At 53.8% G+C, this 22,166-nt stretch carries 21 protein-coding genes; 9 read left to right on the forward strand and 12 right to left on the reverse strand.

Annotated elements, in window-relative coordinates; translation table 11 throughout:
* Window positions 1-291 precede the first annotated feature (291 nt).
* A complete protein-coding gene (nadB, locus tag KUO20_RS10190; RefSeq protein ID WP_235039764.1) occupies window positions 292-1,893 on the forward strand; it encodes an L-aspartate oxidase in 1,602 nt (533 codons plus the stop codon).
* Here the strand turns inward: nadB and KUO20_RS10195 are convergent.
* Window positions 1,870-2,295: a hypothetical protein gene (locus tag KUO20_RS10195; protein ID WP_235039765.1), complete on the reverse strand. Its 426-nt coding sequence runs from the start codon at window positions 2,293-2,295 to the stop codon at window positions 1,870-1,872. The genes nadB and KUO20_RS10195 overlap by 24 nt on opposite strands.
* The gene (locus KUO20_RS10200) at window positions 2,255-2,548 is read right to left on the reverse strand and encodes an FAD assembly factor SdhE (RefSeq protein ID WP_235039766.1); all 294 of its coding nucleotides are present in this window, start codon (window positions 2,546-2,548) and stop codon (window positions 2,255-2,257) included. Before KUO20_RS10200 ends, KUO20_RS10195 begins: the two co-directional genes overlap by 41 nt.
* A gap of 206 nt (window positions 2,549-2,754) precedes the next feature.
* Between KUO20_RS10200 and KUO20_RS10205 the strand changes: the two genes are divergently transcribed.
* The 3 genes from KUO20_RS10205 to lapB all read left to right on the forward strand — a co-directional run bounded on the left by KUO20_RS10205 (window position 2,755) and on the right by lapB (window position 4,662).
* Window positions 2,755-3,051, forward strand: coding sequence for an integration host factor subunit beta (locus KUO20_RS10205; RefSeq protein WP_008959540.1), 297 nt, complete (start codon window positions 2,755-2,757; stop codon window positions 3,049-3,051).
* 99 nt (window positions 3,052-3,150) lie between these two features.
* Window positions 3,151-3,456, forward strand: a complete 306-nt coding sequence (locus KUO20_RS10210) for a LapA family protein (protein WP_096279160.1) — start codon at window positions 3,151-3,153, stop codon at window positions 3,454-3,456.
* Window positions 3,457-4,662 carry a lipopolysaccharide assembly protein LapB gene (gene lapB, locus KUO20_RS10215; RefSeq protein ID WP_235039767.1) on the forward strand — a complete coding sequence of 402 codons (1,206 nt, stop codon included), beginning with the start codon at window positions 3,457-3,459 and terminating at the stop codon, window positions 4,660-4,662. It abuts the gene before it with no gap.
* 55 nt (window positions 4,663-4,717) lie between these two features.
* Here the strand turns inward: lapB and pyrF are convergent, their stop codons facing one another.
* Window positions 4,718-5,419, reverse strand: coding sequence for an orotidine-5'-phosphate decarboxylase (pyrF, locus tag KUO20_RS10220; RefSeq protein ID WP_235039768.1), 702 nt, complete (start codon window positions 5,417-5,419; stop codon window positions 4,718-4,720).
* A 279-nt stretch (window positions 5,420-5,698) separates the two neighbouring features.
* Here pyrF and KUO20_RS10225 point away from each other — a divergent pair, with 279 nt between their 5' ends.
* Window positions 5,699-5,983 carry a ComEA family DNA-binding protein gene (locus KUO20_RS10225; RefSeq protein ID WP_235039769.1) on the forward strand — a complete coding sequence of 95 codons (285 nt, stop codon included), beginning with the start codon at window positions 5,699-5,701 and terminating at the stop codon, window positions 5,981-5,983.
* A gap of 152 nt (window positions 5,984-6,135) precedes the next feature.
* Here the strand turns inward: KUO20_RS10225 and KUO20_RS10230 are convergent, their stop codons facing one another.
* From KUO20_RS10230 to KUO20_RS10255, 6 genes are all read right to left on the reverse strand, one after another.
* Window positions 6,136-7,632 (reverse strand): bifunctional 2-methylcitrate dehydratase/aconitate hydratase, encoded by a 1,497-nt coding sequence (locus KUO20_RS10230; RefSeq protein WP_235039770.1) that lies wholly within the window; start codon window positions 7,630-7,632, stop codon window positions 6,136-6,138.
* Between the two features lie 38 nt (window positions 7,633-7,670).
* Window positions 7,671-8,849 carry a 2-methylaconitate cis-trans isomerase PrpF gene (gene prpF / locus KUO20_RS10235; protein ID WP_235039771.1) on the reverse strand — a complete coding sequence of 393 codons (1,179 nt, stop codon included), beginning with the start codon at window positions 8,847-8,849 and terminating at the stop codon, window positions 7,671-7,673.
* 18 nt (window positions 8,850-8,867) lie between these two features.
* Window positions 8,868-11,477, reverse strand: coding sequence for a Fe/S-dependent 2-methylisocitrate dehydratase AcnD (acnD, locus tag KUO20_RS10240; protein ID WP_235039772.1), 2,610 nt, complete (start codon window positions 11,475-11,477; stop codon window positions 8,868-8,870).
* A 65-nt stretch (window positions 11,478-11,542) separates the two neighbouring features.
* On the reverse strand, window positions 11,543-12,670 hold the full coding sequence (gene prpC / locus KUO20_RS10245) for a bifunctional 2-methylcitrate synthase/citrate synthase (protein ID WP_235039773.1): 1,128 nt from the start codon (window positions 12,668-12,670) through the stop codon (window positions 11,543-11,545).
* A 101-nt stretch (window positions 12,671-12,771) separates the two neighbouring features.
* The gene (gene prpB, locus KUO20_RS10250) at window positions 12,772-13,662 is read right to left on the reverse strand and encodes a methylisocitrate lyase (protein WP_235039774.1); all 891 of its coding nucleotides are present in this window, start codon (window positions 13,660-13,662) and stop codon (window positions 12,772-12,774) included.
* Between the two features lie 43 nt (window positions 13,663-13,705).
* Entirely contained in the window at window positions 13,706-14,494 is a 789-nt protein-coding gene (locus KUO20_RS10255; RefSeq protein ID WP_235039775.1) for a GntR family transcriptional regulator, read from the reverse strand.
* A gap of 285 nt (window positions 14,495-14,779) precedes the next feature.
* Here KUO20_RS10255 and pabB point away from each other — a divergent pair, with 285 nt between their 5' ends.
* Together pabB and KUO20_RS10265 are read left to right on the forward strand one after the other, a co-directional pair.
* A complete protein-coding gene (pabB, locus tag KUO20_RS10260) occupies window positions 14,780-16,135 on the forward strand; it encodes an aminodeoxychorismate synthase component I (protein ID WP_235039776.1) in 1,356 nt (451 codons plus the stop codon).
* Between the two features lie 133 nt (window positions 16,136-16,268).
* A complete protein-coding gene (locus tag KUO20_RS10265) occupies window positions 16,269-16,889 on the forward strand; it encodes a phosphoadenosine phosphosulfate reductase domain-containing protein (RefSeq protein WP_235039777.1) in 621 nt (206 codons plus the stop codon).
* An 11-nt stretch (window positions 16,890-16,900) separates the two neighbouring features.
* On the opposite strand, the gene cysB is transcribed toward KUO20_RS10265, so the two are convergent.
* Window positions 16,901-17,875 (reverse strand): HTH-type transcriptional regulator CysB, encoded by a 975-nt coding sequence (cysB, locus tag KUO20_RS10270; protein WP_235039778.1) that lies wholly within the window; start codon window positions 17,873-17,875, stop codon window positions 16,901-16,903.
* A 364-nt stretch (window positions 17,876-18,239) separates the two neighbouring features.
* Here cysB and trxA point away from each other — a divergent pair, with 364 nt between their 5' ends.
* Entirely contained in the window at window positions 18,240-18,563 is a 324-nt protein-coding gene (gene trxA / locus KUO20_RS10275; protein WP_096279135.1) for a thioredoxin, read from the forward strand.
* 78 nt (window positions 18,564-18,641) lie between these two features.
* Here the strand turns inward: trxA and KUO20_RS10280 are convergent, their stop codons facing one another.
* Window positions 18,642-19,745 carry an AI-2E family transporter gene (locus tag KUO20_RS10280; protein ID WP_235039779.1) on the reverse strand — a complete coding sequence of 368 codons (1,104 nt, stop codon included), beginning with the start codon at window positions 19,743-19,745 and terminating at the stop codon, window positions 18,642-18,644.
* A 179-nt stretch (window positions 19,746-19,924) separates the two neighbouring features.
* On the opposite strand from KUO20_RS10280, the gene KUO20_RS10285 reads away from it, so the two are divergent.
* Window positions 19,925-20,782, forward strand: a complete 858-nt coding sequence (locus KUO20_RS10285; protein ID WP_235039780.1) for an SIMPL domain-containing protein — start codon at window positions 19,925-19,927, stop codon at window positions 20,780-20,782.
* Here the strand turns inward: KUO20_RS10285 and serS are convergent.
* Window positions 20,727-22,004, reverse strand: a complete 1,278-nt coding sequence (serS, locus tag KUO20_RS10290; RefSeq protein WP_235039781.1) for a serine--tRNA ligase — start codon at window positions 22,002-22,004, stop codon at window positions 20,727-20,729. The genes KUO20_RS10285 and serS overlap by 56 nt on opposite strands.
* Window positions 22,005-22,166: the final 162 nt, after the last annotated feature.

Genomic DNA, 22,166 nt, shown 5'->3' on the forward strand with positions numbered 1-22,166 from the left:
AAATCTCTCGGGGGAAACCCCGTGCCGGTTCAAGTCCGGCTCCGGGCACCATTTCTTTTGTTTGATTCTTCATTTATCTACAGCCATTGGCTGTCCTCCTTTCTATTGAGTTAGCTATTCTTATTGCCCCAGGCGAAAGCTTGCAGGGCCTATTTTGCGTTCACAATATCGTCATTCAGTCATTGCCACGCTATGATGCTCGCCTTTCGTTCGCCTTAATGTCGACCGTGCACAGATATCTGGCAGGCACGCGACTAACGCCGTTTCAGCCAACAATAAGGAGCGGGCATTATGAGCACGCCAATACCCGACGTACTGATCATTGGCGGCGGCGTTGCCGGACTAACGCTTGCTCTCGACATCGCTGACCACCTGTCAGTAATACTCGTGCGCCCCGCTCAAGACGACCAAGGAGCCAGCCGCTGGGCACAGGGTGGTATTGCCGCGGTTCTTTCGCCTGACGATAACCTCGAAGCACATATTAACGACACGCTGATTGCTGGAGATGGCCTGTGCGATACAGAAGCCGTCCGTTTTACCGTCGCCAACGGCCCCTCTGCCATTCAGTGGCTGATCGATAACGGCGTTCCTTTTACGCCTGAGACCGACCCTAACGCACGCTACCCGTATCATCTGACTCGTGAGGGTGGTCACAACGCCCGACGCATCATCCATGCTGATGACGCCACTGGGCGCGCCGTAGTAGAGACGCTATTAGATAAAGTCGCCAAGCATCCTCAGATTATACAGCGCAATGACCTAACAATCGTTGGCTTGCTACAAGATGACAGCGGCACGTGTCGAGGCGCCTATGGCAGTGACCTCAACCAACAGTGGCACTCGATCACGGCACGCCATACCGTTATCGCCACTGGCGGTGCTAGCGGGCTTTATCAACACACCACAACGCCAACCCCTAGCAGCGGCGAAGGCATGATGATGGCCGCCGAGCTAGGCGCTCAGCTAATGAACTTGGAATTTCAGCAGTTTCATCCGACCTGCCTATTTGACCCAGAAGGGCCCGCTTTTTTGATCAGCGAGGCAGTGCGAGGCGAAGGCGGATACCTGCTCGATGAAGCCGGCCAACGCTTTATGCTAGCGCTAGATCAACGCGCCGAGCTTGCGCCTCGTGATGTCGTCGCCCGGGCTATTGATGCGGAGATACAGCGCGGTACACTCGGTCACGTTTGGCTGGATATTCGTCACCTAGGCGCCGAGGTGATTCGCCACCACTTCCCGACTATTCAGGCTCACTGCATCACTCGGGGCATTGATATTACCCAGCAAGCCATTCCCGTAGTGCCTGCCGCCCACTATAGCTGCGGTGGCATCGCCACCAACCTACAAGGCGCTACCAGCGTTGCTAGCCTTTACGCCATTGGTGAAACAGCGTGCACAGGCCTGCATGGCGCTAACCGAATGGCAAGCAACTCGCTTCTGGAGTGTCTGGTGTTTGCCAGGAGCTGCGCACGAGCGCTATTGGCCTGCGCGCCAAAACAAGAGAAAGACTTACCCAGTGATGAGCTCCATCCTCCCGCTCAGCCTGTGGCTGGGGCTATTTCTCAATCGGCTCTGTCCAACATCCGTCAAGAAATGCGCCGAGTGATGAGTCAGCATGTGTGCATTGTGCGCAGCGAAGCCGGATTAAAAACGGCGATGGAGCAACTCAAGGCGCTGTTAAACAGCGCGGAAGGATTAGAAGGCATCCACGCCAATCCAGAGGGCCGTCGCCTGACGCAGGCGCTGCAGCTAGCCACGTTAACGGTACTGGCTGCCCAGCAGCGGCATGAATCACGCGGCCTGCATTTTACGACCGACTGGCCTAATCACCAGCCTAACGCCACCGCTTCAATGCTTTCAAGCATGCACTTAGCGCCCAGGTCGATGAAATAGCCGCCTTACTTCACGCAAGCGCTCAGGCGGCGCACTGTCCGGCCAGAGCCAAATCCGCTGCTTACCAACATAAAGGCCGATCAACCAAGGCCCCAAATAGTCGCAGCGCACTTGATACTCATCGCCCAGTGATGGACGGCTATTCATTGGCGGCTCTGGATCAAACGGCAGCAGCCAGCGGCCATGACATGACGACCCCGTTGAGCTCAGGCAAAGCAATCCTTTCGGGGCTTGAGTGTAAGCACGCCAGAGGGCAATACCTCCTAGCGCACTCACCAGCATCAGCACTAACGTACCGCCGACCCAATAGCTCAGCGCCGCCACACCAATAAAAAGGCAGCATTGAGCTGACAACCAATAGCTAGAGGGTGCGATAGGCAGAGTTATCGGTGGTTTCAGCATGTTCAACAATCATTTGTACAATTCGGCGCTGACTGGCTTCTTCAGGCCACTCTCGATGCATGAGCCAGACAAACAGATCCTGGTCTTCACCTTCAATTAATTGCTCATAGGCCAACTTATCCTCATCACTAAGCTGATCAAAACGTTGCTCAAGAAATGGAATTAGCAGCAAATCAAGCTCCCACATACCGCGTCGGGAGTGCCAATAAAGTCGCTTGCGCCGTACAGCTGCTGGGGATGTGTCGTCGCTCAACGTCAGCCTCTCCGTTCAAAAAAATGAAAAGCCAGTATACCTAAGCTGCAGGGTCGCGCCAGCGCCACACTTCGCCTATGCTGCTAATGAGTCTAGAACCTTGTTTTATCTGAATTGTTTTATATTCAATAGCGCAGTATGCTGAATTTGATGTTAGTGAGGTCGGGAGCGCGTCACGGCCTTCAATGTTCGCAGGGAGCTAACCGATGACTAAATCTGAATTAATCGAACAAATCGCGATGCGTCAGCCGGAATTATCCGCCAAAGATGTTGAAACGGCGGTGCGTATTATCCTAGACGATATGACCGACTCACTCGCAAGTGGCGGTCGCGTTGAGATCCGTGGGTTCGGCAGTTTTTCGCTGCACTACCGGGAGCCACGCGTCGGACGCAATCCCAAAACAGGCGATGCCGTTGATTTAGAAGGCAAGTACGTGCCGCACTTTAAGCCGGGCAAAGAGCTGCGTGAGCAGGTCGACGCTAGCCGCGCTCTTGGCTACTAGCGATCAGTTATTGCGCTACTCGGCCGAATCTGGGATGACGCCGGGCCTTCAGTCGTACACAATAGAGCTACCGTGAATGTAACAGACTAGGGAACTCTCATGCGTTGGATAAAAGGGCTGATTTTAGCCGTCATTTTACTGGCAGTTGTGCTGGTAGGCATCTTATTTGCCGTCAATAATCAGCAAACGATTGCCTTGAATCTAATTTGGCTAGAGCTACCGGCAGTATCGCTTTCGGTCTGGCTGCTAGCGACATTAGTCTTTGGCGTTCTGCTAGGCATGCTCGCGATGCTAGGTGTTTACGTGCGGTTGAAAGCAACACTAGCACGCAGCCAGCGGCATAATAAGCAGCAGCGTAAGGAACTCGATAGCCTGCGTACCCAGGAGTTCAAGGAACTGGCATAAATGCTGGATACTGCGCTGTTAGGCGTATTACTGACCGCTATTGCCATCGGTTACGGGTTAGGTTACCGGCAGGCTACACGTCGCCGGCAGCAGCATCTGTCGTCCGCGCCGCCTTCGCAGGCCTTATCGCGAGATTATTTCGTCGGGCTCAACTATCTGCTTAATGAGCAGCCCGACGAGGCAATCAATACGTTCATCAACGTGCTGACGGTGAACAGCGACACTGTAGATACGCACATTGCCCTAGGCAAATTATTTCGCGCCCGCGGCGAAGCCGACAAAGCGGTAAGCATTCACCAGAACTTGTTAGCCCGCCCAGAGCTGCCTCAGCATACCAACGAACAGATCCAGCTAGAGCTTGCCCGCGACTTCATGGCACTCGGTGTCCATGACCGCGCCCAACGCCTGCTTAATATTCTGCTGGAAAATAGCACCGACGATAGCCACCGCTATGCCGCTAAACAGCTGCTCATCGATCTATTAGAGCGTGAACAAGCATGGCAAGAGGCGTTAGAGGTTATTCAGCCCATACTCAAACAGCGTCCGGCAATGCGGCGGCCCGCAGCCCATTGGCTATGTGAGCTAGCGCTCAAAGAAATTAGTGAAGCCAGCCGTGCGATGGCGAAAAAGCACCTCAAAAAAGCGCTTCAACTGGACGAAAACTGCGTTCGCGCTACCCTGCTACTGGCCAACTTAGAGATGGATAACGGCCACTGTGGCCGCGCCATTGAGCGATTGGATTGTATCGTGCATCAGGAAACCGCCCACATACCCACTATGTTGCCGGCGCTTAAGCGCGCCTACTTACGCCAAGATGACGAAGCGGGTTATGAAGCACACTTGTTTCGCCTCCTTGAGCAAGCGCCTTACACCAGTATTATCATTGCCCTGGGGGAGCTCGTTCATCAGCGTGACGGCGTCGACAAAGCCATTGCGCTAATCGGTGAGCACCTACGTGCCGTGCCTAGCCTAGGCGGCCTGGACTACTTAATCGACCTGTATATTGAAAGCCAGCGACAAAGCGGCAAAGAAACCCCTGACACTCGCCTGCTGTTGCTTAAGCATCATACCGATGCGCTGCTTCTGAACCGCACGCGCCACCGCTGTCAGCGCTGTGGCCTTGCGAGTGACGCACTCCAGTGGCAATGCCCCAGCTGTCGTTACTGGGGAACGATAAAGCCCATTATTGGCGTAGAAGGTGAATAGCATCTCGCCTTTATAGCCCCTACTCCCCCTTACCCTTTTATTCGCTTGCTTTGACTTAGCGCTGCCCCAACTCCGCTTCAACCATATGTAGCGCGGCCATAGGATCATCAGCCTGCGTAATAGGACGGCCAATCACCAAGTGCGTGCTTCCTGCTTCAATAGCGGCGCTAGGCGTCATAATCCGCTGCTGGTCATCAGCCGACGCAAACGTAGGTCGAATGCCCGGCGTCACTTTCAAGAAGGCATCGCCGCACAGCGCTTTAATATCAGCAGACTCCTGCGCTGAACAAACAACGCCTTGCAGGCCGCTGTGCTTTGCCAGCAGCGCCAAGCGCGCGACGTGCTCCTTAACCGAGATATTGATACCGACATCAGCTAAGTCATCGGCTTGCATGCTGGTTAATACAGTAACGGCAATCAGATGAGTCGTTAAACGATGCTGGTCTAAACGCTGAACGGCTGCTTCCATCATCCTCCGACCACCGCTGGCATGCACATTAACCATCCATACGCCCTGCTCTGCGGCCGCCTGTACGGCACTCGCCACGGTGTTAGGGATATCGTGAAACTTAAGATCCAAAAACACCTCAAAGCCTCGCCCGTGCAGCGCATCAAGCACCGCAGGCCCGCTGCGCGTAAACAGCTCTTTACCGACTTTCACCCGGCAGCGGGCAGGATCTAGCTGGTCAGCCATGCACAGGGCAGCATCTAACGAGGGATAATCTAGCGCAATAATAATTGGGGAATCAGTGGCCACAGCGTTGCTCCAAATACGTTTTCAACCATTATATCAGCCTCCCCCCTCTTCTCGCGCCCTGAGTTTGTAAGCCATTTGCCATATATCCGTAGCTAAAAACTTACAACTGCTGTCACACATCGCTTACATAATCACTCAACATATAGCGCTAAGTTAACTATGGCGCGACGGTTATCGAGATGATATTTATTGTCTACAACGGTAATGCTCTCTATGGCATAGCGCCTGCACTATCTATCAATAATTTTTATTAGCAACCGTTATTAAAAGGATCACAAGATGAACATGACACTTAAAGGAATGTTAGTAGCACTACTGCTAAGCGTCAGTTTAGGGCTTTCAAGCGGCGTTCTAGCGCAGCAGCTGGCCCCCATCAATGTTAACACCGCCGACGCTGAGCTCCTGGCAGAGCTGCCGGGGATCGGCCCAAGCAGAGCAGAGGCTATCATTGAAGAACGTCAAACTAGCGGCGCGTTTGATAGCGCTGACGATCTTACTCGCGTGAGCGGCATTGGATCAGCGACCGTTGATAGCATGCGCGACCAGGTAACCTTTGAAGATTAAAACAATCATTCTGATGAATTAGCTCTGAGAAATTGGTTCTGATGAATTAGCTATAACGAACTAGCTCTTATAAATAGCTGCCCGGTCGCGTCGCAACGCGCCGGGCAGCTATTGGCCGGGCACTATTGGCCGGTAACTATTGATAGAGGCGCTTAGATCATCCACGCATTCATAAACTTATGAACGGGCAGCTGCTCCAGGGCGGCCTGGTCACTGCATAACTGGGCAATATGATGGCAGCGATCTTGCGCAAACCGCGTCGTTAGGTGGCGCTTAAACTTATCGATAAGTAGCGGCATCCCCTCTTCTCGCCGACGCCGATGCCCAACCGGATACTCCACGGCAACGTTATCGGTCGCGCTCCCATCGGTGAAAAAAACCTGTATAGCGTTAGCGATCGAGCGTTTTTCCGGATCATAATAATCGGCCGAATACTCAGGGTTCTCTTTTACCTGCATTTTACTGCGCAGCTCATCAATCAGCGGGTTCGCCGCATGAAAACTATCTTCATAGTGTTCGGCGCTAAGCGAGCCAAAGATAAGCGGCACTGCGGTCATGTATTGCAAGCAGTGATCACGATCCGCGGGATTCGCTAGCGCGCCGGTTTTAGAAATAATTCGAATGGCCGAGTCATGGGTGGTAAGCACAATTTTATCAATATTGGCCAAGCGATCCTTAACCTGTGGGTGTAGCGCAACGGCGGCTTCGCACGCCGTTTGGGCGTGGAACTCGGCGGGAAAAGAGATCTTGAACAAGATGTTTTCCATTACATAGCTGCCGAATTCGCGCTGAAACCGAAAACGTCGCTCAGCCGCTGGCTTTAAGCTCAGATCTTTATTGGCATGGCTAAACAACACATCGTAGAAGCCCCACTGAGGTGCCGAGAGCGCACTGGGGATACCCATTTCACCCCGCAAGGCGATATCGGCCAAACGCACACCTCGCGAGGTAGCATCACCGGCCGCCCAGCTTTTACGTGAACCCGCGTTCGGCGCATGACGATACGTCCGCAGGCTTTGACCATCGGCCCAGGCGTGAGAAAGCGCTGAAAGCATCTGCTCACGATTGGCCCCGGAAAGCTTGGCGGCTACGGCGGTAGACGCCACCTTTACTAACACCACGTGGTCTAGCCCCACGCGATTAAAGCTATTATCTAACGCCAGCACGCCCTGTATTTCATGGGCCATGACCATGGCATTAAGCACATCGCGCATTACCAGCGGTGCTTCGCCTTGAGCAACCCGCCGCTGGGAAAGGTGATCGGCAACGGCGAGTATCGCGCCAAGGTTATCGGAGGGATGCCCCCACTCGGCGGCCAGCCAAGTGTCGTTATAGTCCAGCCAGCGGATAATACAGCCGATATCCCACGCCGCTTTAACCGGGTCTAAGCGTAGCGAGGTGCCCGGCACCCGAGATCCGAACGGCACCACGGTGCCTTCCACAATGGGCCCCAGATGCTTGGTGCACTCAGGGAAGCGTAGCGCCAGCAGCCCACAGCCTAACGTGTCCATCAGGCAGTAACGCGCGGTTTCCAGCGCCTCAGAAGACTCCACCTGATAATTCAATACGTAGTCGGCAATAGCCTGTAGTTCAGGGTCATAATCCGGGCGCTCATTGGCTTCGGATGTTGCGGATGCTCTAGTGGACATAGTGCTCTCCTAATGTATAACCACCTATTCAGTATGGCCTAAAAGCTGTCACCGGGAATTCTCACGACGCCCTCCATCAGTACCCGCGCGCTCCGGCTCATAATGGCCTGATCAATCTGCCAGCGTCCCTCAACCAGATTAGCTTCAGCGCCAACACGCAAACTGCCCGAAGGATGGCCAAAGGTAACCGCCTGACGCTTTTCACCGCCAGCGGCCAGATTAACTAGCGTGCCCTCAATGGCAGCAGCCGCCGCAATGGCCACGGCAGCGGTTCCCATCATGGCATGGTGCAGCTTGCCCATAGAGAGCGCCCTCACCAGCAAGTCAATATCGGCGGCCTGCACCGGTTTTCCGCTCGATGAGACGTAATCTGCAGGCGGCCCAACAAATGCCACTTTCGGCGTGTGCTGTCGATGAGCAGCTTCACTCACATCGTTGATCAGCCCCATACGCACGGCGCCGTGGGCACGAATGTCTTCAAACATTTTAAGCGCGCGGCTATCGCTATTAATCACATCCTGCAATTCGGCACCGGTATATCCAACGTCGGCCGCATTGATAAACACCGTGGGTATGCCTGCATTGATCAGCGTGGCTTTCAGCGCGCCAACGCCAGGCACATCCAGATCGTCAATAAGATTGCCCGTAGGAAAAATAGCACCTTCACCATCAGCGGGTTCCATAAAAGCCACCGCAATTTCAGCCGCTGGGAAAGTCACGCCATCGAGTTCAAAGTTACCGGTTTCCTGCACTTGCCCGTTCACAATAGGCACCTGAGACACGATGGTTTTCTGAATATTGACCTGCCAAATTCTTACCTCAGCTAAACCGTTTTCGGGAATGCGTGAAGCATCCACAAGGCCATTGGCAATCGCGAAGGGACCTACCGCCGCCGAGAGATTGCCGCAGTTACCGCTCCAGTCAACCACCGGCTTGTCGATTGAAACCTGCCCAAAAAGGTAATCCACATCGTGCTCGGATGACTCACTTTTAGATAGAATCACCGTTTTGCTGGTACTTGACGTTGCGGCCCCCATCCCATCAATCTGCTTTTCATAAGGGTCGGGACTGCCAATCACCCGCAGCAATAGCCGGTCCCGTTCGGGCCCGGCTTGCTGAGCCACGCTAGGTAAATCACAGAGCTTAAAAAACACGCCTTTGCTGGTGCCGCCGCGCATGTAGGTCGCCGGTATTTTTATTTGTGGAGCACTGGCCATAATGCGATCTCCTAAAAGCTAAACGGCGGTTGATTCAAGAAAGTCCTGGGCAAAACGCTGTAAGACGCCGCCGGCGGTATAAATCGACACTTCTTCAGCGGTATCTAGGCGACACTTCATCGCCACACGCTCGCTTTCACCATTTTGTCGATGAATGACCAGCGTGAGCATCGCGCCGGGCGCGGCCGAACCTTCGACATCAAATATTTCAGTGCCATCAAGGCCCAGCGTCATACGCGTGGTGCCCGCTTCAAACTCCAGAGGCATGACGCCCATACCAATCAAATTAGTGCGGTGAATACGCTCAAAGCCTTCGGCGGCAATCGCTTCGACGCCCGCCAGCGCGACACCTTTGGCCGCCCAATCCCGCGAAGACCCCTGGCCGTAATCCGCGCCGGCAATAATAATCAGCGGCTGTTTGCGCGCCATATAGGTTTCGATGGCTTCCCACATGCGGGTCACCTCACCTTCGGGCTCAACCCGTGCCAGCGAGCCTTGCTTTACGCTGCCATCGGCCTCGCGCACCATCTCATTAAACAGCTTAGGGTTAGCGAACGTGGCGCGCTGGGCGGTTAGATGATCACCGCGATGCGTGGCATAGGAATTGAAGTCTTCCTCAGGCAGGCCCATTTTGGCCAGATACTCGCCCGCCGCGCTGTTCAGCTGAATAGCGTTAGAGGGCGACAGGTGATCGGTGGTGATATTGTCCGGCAAGATAGCTAGCGGACGCATGCCCTTAAGCGTGCGCTCTTTGGCCATGTTGCCCTCCCAGTATGGCGGGCGGCGGATATAGGTGCTCTCGGGGCGCCAGTCGTAAAGCGGGCTCACCAGGGTACGGGCGCTTTTATCCAGGTCAAACATAGGGATATAGGTCTGCCGGAACTGTTCAGGCTTCACCGCGGCTTTGACAATGGCGTCGATCTCTTCATCGGCTGGCCAGATGTCCTTCAAGGTGACGGAGTTACCTGCCTGGTCGATACCCAGCACATCCTTTTCGATATCAAAACGTATTGTGCCCGCAATGGCGTAGGCAACGACCAGCGGCGGTGATGCTAAAAAGGCCTGCTGGGCATGCGGATGAATACGACCATCGAAATTGCGGTTGCCGGAAAGCACGGCGGTCGCATAAAGATCGCGATCAATAATTTCCTGCTGAATGGCCGGATCAAGCGCCCCAGACATCCCGTTGCAGGTGGTACAGGCGTAAGCAACCACCCCAAAGCCGAGCGTTTCCAGCTCACTCATCAAGCCAGCTTCTTCCAAATACATCTTGACCGTTTTCGAACCAGGCGCCAGCGATGACTTCACCCATGGCTTACGCAATAAGCCCAGTCGATTGGCGTTGCGGGCAATCAACCCTGCCGCCACCATGTTGCGCGGGTTAGATGTATTGGTGCAACTGGTGATAGCGGCGATAATAACCGCGCCATCAGGCATCTTGCCGGCTTTCTCTTCTTCACGTGCGGCCTCAAGCCCCACGGCGATGCCGCGCTGAGCAAGCTCTGAGGTAGGTAAATGCGCGTGAGGATTAGACGGCCCCGCTAGTGTGCGATGTACAGAAGAAAGGTCAAAGCTCAGCACTCGCTCGTAGGTAACGCCAGCTAAGCTGTCTGCCCATAGGCCGGTGTGTTTGGCATAGGTTTCTACCAGCGCCACCTGTTCATCTTCACGCCCGGTGAGCTTCAAGTAGTCGATGGTTTGGCTGTCGATGTAGAACATCGCCGCCGTGGCGCCATATTCAGGCGTCATGTTAGAGATAGTCGCGCGATCGCCCACGGTCAGCGCATCAGCCCCTTCGCCGTAAAATTCTAAGTAGGCCCCCACTACCCGCTGTTTACGCAGAAATTCGGTAATTGCCAGCACCATATCCGTGCCGGTTATACCCGGCTGCAGCTTACCGGTTAGCTCAACGCCCACAATATCCGGCAGGCGCATCATGGATGCGCGCCCCAGCATGACGCTTTCGGCCTCCAACCCACCTACGCCCACTGAGATCACGCCCAGCGCATCGACCATCGGCGTGTGGCTGTCGGTGCCCACACAGGTATCCGGGTAGGCAATGCCATCGCGGTTCTGCACCACGGGTGACATTTTCTCCAAATTAATCTGGTGCATGATGCCATTGCCGGGTGGGATGACATCGACGTTTTCAAACGCCGTCTTAGTCCAGTTAATAAAGTGGAAGCGATCGTCGTTGCGACGATCTTCAATCGCTCTATTTTTTTCGAAGGCGCCTTCTTCTGAACCAGAGTGCTCAACCGCCAACGAATGATCGACAATTAGCTGGGTCGGCACAACGGGGTTCACCTTGGCGGGATCACCGCCTTTCTCGGCAATAGCATCGCGCAGCCCGGCTAAATCGACCAGTGCGGTCTGGCCAAGAATATCGTGGCAAACCACGCGGGCAGGATACCAAGGAAAATCCAGGTCGCTCTTACGCTCAATCAACTGCTTAAGCGCATCGGTCAGTAGCTCAGGATTGCAGCGGCGCACCAGCTGTTCAGCCAGCACGCGGGAAGTGTAAGGCAGCTGTGCATAGGCACCGGGCTGGATATCTTCAACCGCCTCGCGAGCATCAAAGAACTCAAGCTCGGTGCCAGGCAGTGGTTTTCGGTAGTCGGTATTCATAGCAGGCAGGCTCACAGGAAGGGGCTGAAAAAGCCCGGTCGCTAAGCCACCGGGCAGCACGCAGGTCAGTCTCGTGCTTCTATCGGCACCCACTCGCTCTTCTCGGGGCCGGTATAATCGGCGCTGGGGCGGATAATGCGGTTATTAGCGCGCTGTTCAAACACGTGGGCCGCCCAGCCTGTGACGCGCGACATAACGAAAATCGGCGTAAACAGCTTGGTGGGAATATCCATAAAGTGATAAGCACTAGCGTGAAAGAAATCAGCATTACAGAACAGCTTCTTCTCGCGCCACATAACCTCTTCGACCCGCTCGGAAACGGCGTACAGGACATCATCGCCCACATCGTCAGAGAGCTTTTTCGACCAGTGCTTGATAATCGCGTTGCGAGGGTCAGACTCGCGATAAATCGCGTGCCCAAAGCCCATGATCTTGTCCTTGCGCTCAAGCATGCTCATGATCTTGCTTTCCGCTTCTTCCGGCGACGTCCAATCCTCAATCATCGCCATTGCAGCTTCGTTAGCACCGCCATGCAGCGGGCCACGTAGCGAACCAATCGCCCCGGTCACGCAGGAATGCATATCAGAAAGCGTTGAGGCACACACACGAGCGGTAAAGGTAGAGGCATTAAATTCGTGCTCGGCATACAGAATCAACGATACGTTCATTACCCGTGCATGCAGCTCAGAGGCCGGTTCGCCGCGCAGCATATTGAGAAAATGACCGCCCACGGAGTTATCGTCAGTTTCAGTATCAATGCGCACGCCGTCGTGGGAAAAGCGATACCAGTAGCAAATGATAGAGGGCAGCACCGCTAATAAACGGTCTGAGACATCCTGCTGTTGATCAAAACTCTCCTCGGTTTCCAGATTGCCCAGCATTGAGGCACCTGTGCGCATCACATCCATAGGATGCGCGTCTTTGGGAATCTGCTCGAGCACGGTCTTCAAAGCGTCAGGCAGCCCACGCAGGCTTTTCAGCTTGCTAATGTACTCATTAAGCTCGGCTTGATTGGGCAGCTTGCCCTTTAGCAGCAGGTAAGCCACTTCTTCAAATTTGGCTTTTTCAGCCAGCTCTTTAATATCAAATCCACGATAGGTCAGGCCCGAGCCTGTTTTACCTACCGTGCACAGCGCAGTGCTGCCTGCACTCTGACCACGTAGTCCTGCACCTGTCACGGGTTTATCAGCCATGGTGTGTCTCCTATCGCTACTTTTATTTTGAGAATTTTATTGAGGTATTTTGTGTGAGCGCAGTTGGCTATTACCTTGGGGTCACTACCCTGAAGTAACGTTTATTGGCCATCGCCTTGCTCAACGAACAGCGCATCCAGCTTCTGCTCAAAATCGTGGTAATTCAGAAAATCGTACAGCTCGTCGCGTGTCTGCATCAGTGGCACCACCTCTTTTTGGTGGCCGTTATCAAGAATACTTTGATAAACCTGCAGCGCCGCCGCATTCATGGCGCGAAACGCAGAAAGTGGATAGAGCACCATGCGACAGCCAACATCGCCCAGCTCCCTTTGAGTAAATAGCGGCGTGGCACCGAACTCAGTGATATTGGCTAAAATGGGTGCGTTGACGCGTTCACAGAAAGCTTTGTAATCATCCAGCGTGTGGACTGCCTCAGCAAAAATCGCATCAGCGCCGGCGTCAATGCAGGCATTTGCGCGCTCAATAGCCGCATCCAGCCCCTCTTTTTGAAACGCATCGGTGCGAGCAATTAAATAAAAATCGGGATCAATTTTGGCATCGGCGGCGGCCTTGATGCGGTCCACCATTTCCTGCTGAGACACAATCGCCTTATTAGGGCGGTGACCACAGCGCTTCTGAGCAACCTGATCTTCCATGTGAATGGCGGCAACGCCTGCACGCTGCATTTCTTTAACCGTGCGCGCAATATTAAAAGCGCCTCCCCAGCCCGTATCGATGTCTACCAGCAGCGGCAGCTCAGTGGCGCCGCAGATCCGATGAGCATCTTCGACCACGTCGTTCATGGTTGTCATGCCCAGGTCCGGCAGGCCGAATGAGGCATTGGCAACGCCACCACCGGAAAGATAAATCGCCTGGTGACCCACTTTATCGGCCATCAGCGCGGTGTATGCATTGATAGTGCCTAAAATGGGCAGCGGGCGATTGGCTTCAAGCGCGGCGCGGAAACGAGCACCGGGAGTCATCTGTGACATGGGGCATTTCTCCTAGTTAATGTTTAGTTATTATTAGCTATTTTTAACGCTGCAATGTAGATACAGACTGTTGCAGGGCTGCTGCATAGCGGTCAGCCACATTGGCTCGAGAAGCGCTTACATGGCGGCGCATCAGCAGCTCTGCTAGCTCCGCATCGCCTGCCTCTATAGCATCGACAATGCGGTGGTGTTCCACAAAAGCGCGCTGCGGGCGGGTGCCGCTGGCACTAAACTGGGTGCGATACAGGCGCACTAAATAGTAGAGGTCATCGCACAGCAGGTTCATCAGCATTTTATTGTGGCTGCCCTGAACGATGCAGTAGTGAAAATCAAGGTCACCTTCACGCTGATAATAGGCCTCGCCTCGTTGCAAATCGGCTTGACCTTCATGTAGCGCCAACACATCACGTAAGCCCTGAACCTCTGCGGCTGACATATGCTCCGCGGCTAGCCGAGCGGCCATACTTTCCAACGCTTCGCGCAGATCAAAAAGCTCTAAAAGCTCTTTCATGGAAAGCTGAACCACGCGTGCGCCCACGTGAGGAACGCGCTGAATCAAACGATGTGCCTCTAAGCGCCGCATTGCCTCGCGCAGCGGCCCCCGTGAGATACCGTAGGTTTTCGAAAGCCCAGGCTCGGTAATTTTGCTGCCTGGTGCCAGCTCGCCGCGCACAATGGCATCCTGAAGCTGGTGAAATACCCGTTCGGCAAGGGTGCGAACTTCGGGCAACGTTGCTGCTGAAGCAGCGATTTCAAAAGGGGTGCTCTCTTCGCCCGTCGCTTTAGATGGTGCAGTAGCGGCGGGAGAGGAATGAGAAGTCAGTGTTGCCATAGATAATTGTCGACAATTGAAAAGTAAACAAACTTTAGCGCGTGCAAACTTAACCGTCAACCAGTCAATTTTGCCGATTTTATGCGCCTTTCGTCGTATGCATAGACTTATTCGAAACAGGCCTGTCAACAACCACGTCCTTTTAGACATTCTATCGTGACGCCGCCTTTCTTTTTTTCTTGAGCTCGCCAGTGCGTGAAAAAGGCGTCGAAGCCTAGCGCTGGTGTCATTAGTCAAGCCCCTTTAAAATGTCACGCCCCTCTTAACTGGTTAGGCGTTTGCTTCATGCTCAAGGCGTTAACGATTACTGCCCTGCCCTATTCGACCGACCCTTTGGGGGCATTCGCCTGCCTACGTAAACGCCCTGGCGCCGTTCTACTTGATAGCGGCCGACCTATCGCCACCGGCCGCTTCGACATTCTTAGCAGTGACCCGCTCGCCACCCTTGAAGTGAGCAGCGATGGCATGGTGAGCGTGGAATCTAACCAGCTTAGCCCACCGGCACAGCTAGCCAACGATGCGTTCGCAGTTCAGCAATGGCTATTAGATCAACTTAAAGTCCCTAGTGAGCCTAGCGAACTACCTTTCCTAGGCGGCCTGATCGGCTATTGGAGCTATGATCTAGGCCGTAATACGCTGTCTATCTCTGACCTGAAAACCAGCGCTGCCTCACTCCCCCAGGCGCGCCTAGGGCTTTACGACTGGTGCATCACGTTTGACCACGTGGCCCAACAGGCATGGTTAATCGCCACACCAGAGCGCCGTAGGCAAGTAGAAAACTGGCTTGCTCAAGAGCCAGTGCAAGACAGCGTCTTCACATTGAGCAGCACCTTTAAGGCTGAGCTTACTCCCGCCGAGTACGTCACGCGCTTTGATGCCGTTCAGCGCTATATTCGCGCAGGCGACTGCTACCAAATCAATCTGGCTCAGCGCTTTTATGCTGACTACCAAGGGGATGAGTGGCAGGCATACCTTTTGTTGCGCAAAGCGACGCCAACGCCTTTTTCAGGCTTTATGGCCTGGAATGACAGCGCCGTGCTTTCACTTTCGCCAGAGCGCTTTATTCAAAGCCGCGAGGGCCAAGTGGAAACACGCCCGATTAAAGGCACTCGCCCGCGTGGTAAAACGCCGGACGAGGATAAGGCGCTAGCGGAACAGCTTCTGAGTAGCCGCAAAGATCGCGCTGAAAATGTCATGATTGTCGACCTACTGCGTAACGATCTGGGCCGCGTGTGCCTGCCAGGGTCCATTCGCGTGCCGCAACTATGTCATTTAGAGAGCTACCCTAACGTCCACCATTTGGTCAGCGTGGTGCAGGGAACGTTAGCCGATGACTGTAGCCCGCTTGCGCTTCTCAAAGCCGCCTTTCCCGGCGGCTCGATTACCGGCGCACCGAAAATTCGTGCAATGCAAATTATTGACGAGCTAGAGCCCTGCCAAAGAAGCGTCTACTGCGGCAGCTTGGGCTATGTAGATGTGCGCGGCAGCATGGATACGTCTATCGCTATCCGCACGATGGTGGCAGAAGCTGGGAGGCTGCACGTATGGGGCGGAGGAGGATTAGTTGCCGACTCTCAAGCCGACGAGGAGTACACCGAAACGTTGGATAAAATCCGCCACCTCATTGAGGCTTTGGAATAAGCAACGTTAATTAAATATCAAAAAGGAATATAAAAGCCTAACCAAACGGTATTGGGGGAACCTGGCCTGAATTTGGTAGCCTAGCGCCTGATGAGCTTAGCAGCGATGACTCTACACCTGAATAGGAGGCGACATGTCCTCAGAGCTTGAAGCGGTTAACCGCGACTTCGCCAACAACCCCCAAGGGCTAATTGAATGGGCGCTGACCCAGGGCGAGCGACCTATCTGCACCACTAACTTTCGCCCCTTTGAGGCGGTGATCCTGCATATGGTAAGCCAGGTGCGCCCCGACATTCCTATCGTATGGATGGACAGCGGCTATAACACCGAGGCCACGTATCAATTTGCCGATAGCGTTATTCAACAGCTCGATTCAAAGGTAGTGAGTTTTCTACCTCGCCGCACCCGCGCCCACCGCGAAGCGTTGGATGGCCCGGTGCCGGGCATTGACGATGCGCGCCACGCGGACTTTACTCAAGAAGTGAAACTTGAACCCTTTGAGCGCGCACTGCGTGAAATGCAGCCCGACGTGTGGTTCACCGCGCTACGCGCTGAGGACACCCCCGAGCGCGCTAAGATGCAGCCGGTCAGCCGCAACAGCGACGGCCTGTTAAAAGTGGCCCCGCTGCTGCAGTGGAGTGCAAAGGATATGTACCAGTATCTAGAGGCACATGGCCTACCCAACAACTTCGATTACTTTGACCCGACCAAGGTTGAAGAGAAGCGCGAGTGTGGGCTGCACCTACAGCATTAATAATCGCAGCATTAATGCTCTGGCAGGTCTATATCATCAAACAAAGACAGCTCATGGCGTGGACCTGCCGTTAACGCTTCATCGACGAGATCACGGGTTAAATGAGGCGCAAAGCGCTGCAAAAAGTCATACATATAGCCACGCATAAACGTACCGCGACGAATGCCAATTTTGGTCGTAGAGCTTGCAAATAGATGGCTAGCATCCAAAGCGACGAGATCAGTATCAATCGCCTCATCGACCGCCATATGGGCCACGATCCCGACACCCATTCCCAGCCGTACATAGGTTTTAATCACGTCTGCATCCGCCGCCGTCAGCACCACGTTAGGCGAGAGCCCTTTCGCTTTAAAGGCATCGTCTAGCTGCGAGCGACCGGTAAATCCAAAAACGTAAGTGACCAGCGGATGCTCAGCCAATGCTTCAAGCGTCAAAGGCCCTTTGTGCGTTGCTAACGGATGCCCTTTCGGTACAAGCACACAGCGATTCCAGCGATAGCACGGCAGCAGCACTAAGTCGGTAAACAGCTCTAATGACTCAGTGGCAATGGCAAAATCTGCCTGTCCTTCACTGACCATTTGCGCGATCTGTTTAGGATTGCCCTGCTGCATATGCAGCGCAACATCAGGATACTTTAACGTGAATTCGCTGATGATAGGCGGCAGTGCATAGCGCGCCTGGGTATGCGTCGTCGCGATTGCCAAGCTGCCACGCCGCTCGTCGCTATGCTCTTGCGCCACCTGCTTGATATTATCCGTAAGGCGCAGAACCTGCCCGGCCAGATCAATAATCGACTGCCCGCCCGATGTCACTCGCGTTAGATGCTTGCCGCTACGGGCAAAAATTTCCACACCTAGCTCGTCTTCTAATAAACGAATTTGTTTAGAGATACCTGGCTGTGAGGTAAAGAGGCTTTGTGCTGTGGCTGAGACGTTCAGATTATGCCGACTGACTTCCCAGATATAGCGGAGCTGTTGTAGCTTCATATCCTCACCTTATTTGTTTGTCTATACAGACCACGCCTGAGCGTTCATCCTGACCTTGCAGCGGCGATGCGCTCAGCCACCTCAGTTAGTGGCAGTACGCTCCATAATATCAGATAGAATAAAAAACATTTTGATAATACTTTTATAGTATAAAAAATTTTTCTGACCGGCACTCATTAATTTCTACTTTTGTGATCATTTAGCGCACAGGAAATTTGCCAGCAACCCTCGCGAACGCTAACATCTGCCCACGATTATCGTGATAAACAGGAAGCGCTGTGAAAGAGCGCCAATTGATCGCGTAATGACCGTTGCTCCATTTGAGGCAACGAAACAGTAAGAGCAACGCAAACGGGAGAATCAAATGGCTAATAATGTTGATGTCACCAACGCCAACTTTGAGCAAGAAGTCCTCAACGCTGAACAGCCTGTGCTGATGAAATTCTGGGCGCCGTGGTGTGGGCCGTGCAAAGTGATGGCCCCGGTCGTTGACGAAGTAGCTGCTGAACGTCAGGACAGCCTGAAAGTGGTTAGCGTCAATGTCGACGACGCACCTGAAATTGCCGCTGAGCAAGGCGTGCGCGGTGTTCCTACCGTCATGCTGTTCAAGTCAGGCACCAAAGTTGCTTCACTGGTTGGCGCGCAATCCAAATCACAGCTGACGCAGTTCATCGAACAAAACGCTTGATGAATGTAGCTACCGCCGATCACGTCGGCGGTAGCACTCTTCTTTAGTATCTTTCTTCTTCGCTATCTTTCTTCTTCGTTATCTTTCGCGCTTCCATGGCGGCAGGCGCGCATCGCTAGATCTGGTATCTTTTAAACGACGTTTTCCAGGTCCTAATAAGCGCGCCATCCATCGGGTTTGCGGATGGCTATCCAGCGCGATCTTCAAGGTCATCGTAAGCACTACTGAGAGCAACATCCCCGCGGCACCAAAGATCCACCCCCATACTACCAGCGACAAAAACGCCACAAAGGTAGAAAGACCTAACGCCTGCCCCATGATTCGCGGCTCAATCAAGTTACCAATCACAAAGTTGATGCCCAAATAGGCCGAGGCCAAAAGCATGGCCTGAAAAGCGCCGCCATCTTGAGCAACCAGCAGCAATAGTACCGGCGGAATAGCCGCTAGCGCAGAACCGATATTCGGAATGAAGTTTAAGGCAAAAGCCAACACCCCCCACAGCAGTGCAAACTCGACGCCAATGATGATGCATGAAAGCCACACCATCACCCCAGTGGCCAGGCTAATCACGGTTTTGACCGCTAAGTAGCGCTTTAACGTTAAGCTAAATTCGCTGAATCGCTTTAAGCTCGGGGCAGGATTTTCAAGCGCTCGCGAGATTTTATCGCGAAAATTGAGCGTCTCAAAAAGCATAAAGATGACCAGCAACCCTACGATACAGCTTTGCATGAAGAGATTGCCTATCTCCCCCAGCAGTGTTGGCATCCAAGAATCTTCATCATCCATGGCAAACATTGAGTTGACCTGATCTGGACTAACGGCCATACCATGCACAGACAATGCATTGAGCAAATTCCAATACTGCTCGTAGAGCCGAGACTCAATATCCGGTAACGCGGCCAAAAACGTGCTGAAACTATTCACCACCAGCAAGCCGATAAGCGAAAGAAACCCCAGCATCACCATTAAGGTCAGAAACGCCGATACTCGCAGACTCAAGCCACAGCGGTGTAGCCATTGCACAGGGGAAGTACATACAACGGCAATAAATATTGCCAGCAGCAGTGGCACCAGCAAATCAGACCCGACCTTCATTCCCGCAACGATTACTACCAGCGAAGCGAGTGCCAAGGTGGCATGAAGAGGAACCGTACGGTAATCCTCGTCCGATAATTTCGACATAAACCCATCCCTAGACTGTTGTCATATTCATGGTGGCTGCCAGCACGATCATGCACCAACCGTGCAAGCAATAAGCAACTGTTTTACATCCATTCTTCAGCACTGAACTTTCCTTTCCAATGCGTTTCCAAGTCTTGACGATAATTAACATTAGCCTACCGACAGCAAGGATCTTTCATATGATAGCGACATCGCTACGAACTCAACGATTTGCGTCAAACCGGCTGCGTTACAGCCTGCTAGGTGGTGCCTTATTGGCACTACTTTGCGCGCCTCTTGCTCAGGCATCGCCCGCTCAACAACCGCCTCCCAGCCTGCACGTTCAGGCACAGTCATGGGTTGAGGTAGAACCTGACAAAGCGACGCTCAATGCTCGCCTATGGGAAAACACACCTGCGCTTTCCACGCTAGAAGAGAGTGATAGTAACGCACTAACCGATGCACGTGAGCGCCTGGAGACCCGTGCCCGCGAATTAATTGAGCAGATGGAAGCGACTGGCCTTGAACGCAGCGCCATTAATGCAGGCTCATTAAATGTTTATCCCGAGCACGTTCAAGGACAGCGTAACGAAAACGGCGAGTCTGAAACATTGCAGCGCACACGCCTTGAACGCCCGATCACCGTTGAATTAACGGACCTCGATCAGCTAAGCGAAGTGTTAGACGCGCTGATCGCCGCTGGCGTTAACGCCTTAGACGGCGTCCAGTTCGATTTACAAGACCGTGACTCAGCCACTGACGAGGCCTTAGTAAAAGCCCTTGAAAAAGCGCAGCATAAAGCGAACTTAATGGCAGGCAGCTTAGATGCCGAACTTGGCCCAGTGCAGCGTATTGAAGAAACTCAGTCACCGATTTTTCAACCGCGCATGATGATGATGCGAGCTGAAAGTGCTTCTGCCGATGCTGGCCAATCCGGCGCCGTCAGTGATTACAGCCCCGGCACCATTCGTATTGATGCCGGCGTTAACGTTGAGTGGGCGCTTAAAGGGCCAGACGCTCCAAACCGCCAAGGTAGCGACGTAGCGGCTCAGGAATAATTACCGAGCCATCCGCCTGCTGGTGGTTTTCAAGCACCGCCAGCAGGCAACGCCCTACTGCCAACCCTGAACCGTTCAACGTATGTAGCAACTGCGGCTTTTTCGAATCTGGATGACGATAACGCGCCTGCATGCGCCGCGCCTGAAAATCCTCGCAATTTGAAATCGAAGAAATCTCCCGGTACGTTTCCTGACTCGGCAGCCACACCTCTAAATCGTAGGTTTTGGTGGCACCAAACCCCATATCCCCAGTACACAGCGTTACCACACGATACGGCAACGCCAGCGCCTGTAAGATAGCCTCAGCGTGGCCGCGCATCTCTTCAAGTGCCGTATAGCTGTTCTCAGGCTCTACGATCTGAACCATTTCCACTTTATCAAACTGATGCTGACGGATCATGCCGCGGGTGTCGCGACCGTGCGAGCCCGCTTCGGCGCGAAAACACGGCGTATGCGCCGTAAGCTTCATCGGCAGTGCCGCCTGCTCGACGATTTCATCGCGAACAAAGTTCGTCAGCGGTACTTCTGAGGTAGGAATTAAATGATACCCGCGCTCATCATCCAGCTTAAACAGGTCTTCGCCAAATTTAGGCAGCTGGCCGGTTCCCATCAGCGAATCGCGGTTCACCATATACGGCACATAGCACTCTTCGTAACCGTGCTGCTCCGTTTGGGTATCCAGCATAAATTGCGCTAACGCCCGGTGCAGCCGCGCGATAGGACCACGCATCACGGCAAAGCGAGCGCCGGTAATTTTAGCCGCCAGTTCAAAATCGAGATAACCCGACTGCTTACCCAAATCAACGTGGTCTAAAACGGTAAAATCAAATTCACGGGGCGTACCCCAACGGTGCAGTTCAACGTTATCGTCTTCGTTTTTACCTTCCGGCACGCTGTCATGAGGCAGGTTAGGAATACCGCTAATCGCCTCATCCCATTCGACCTGCACAGCGGCCAGCTCAAGCTTGGCAGCGTCCAAACGATCGCCTAAATCGCTGACCTCATCCAGCAGCGGCTGAATATCTTCACCGCTGGCCTTCGCTTTACCAATCGCCTTAGAGCGCGTATTACGCGCGCTTTGCAGCTGCTCGGTTTGCGTTTGAAGCTCGCGGCGGCGCGACTCCAACGCCTGCAGTTCCGCTTTATCAAGCACAAAGCCCCGGCGGGCCAGTTGTTGAGCAACCGTATCAAGATCACCGCGCAGCAGTTTCGGATCGAGCATGAATCCTGTCCCTTGGCCTGAAAACAATAAGAGCAGCGCGCCAGCGCGCGTGCATAAAGGCGCCTATTGTAGGCAAAAGCGCGGCAAGGAGCCATGGCTGGCAGCACCAGGATAGTGTTTAGCTTCACTTCCACGCACCCCATCATTTCTCAAAAGTGATAA

Origin of the sequence: Vreelandella profundi (assembly GCF_019722725.1) — a bacterium.
Classification (GTDB): domain Bacteria; phylum Pseudomonadota; class Gammaproteobacteria; order Pseudomonadales; family Halomonadaceae; genus Vreelandella; species Vreelandella profundi.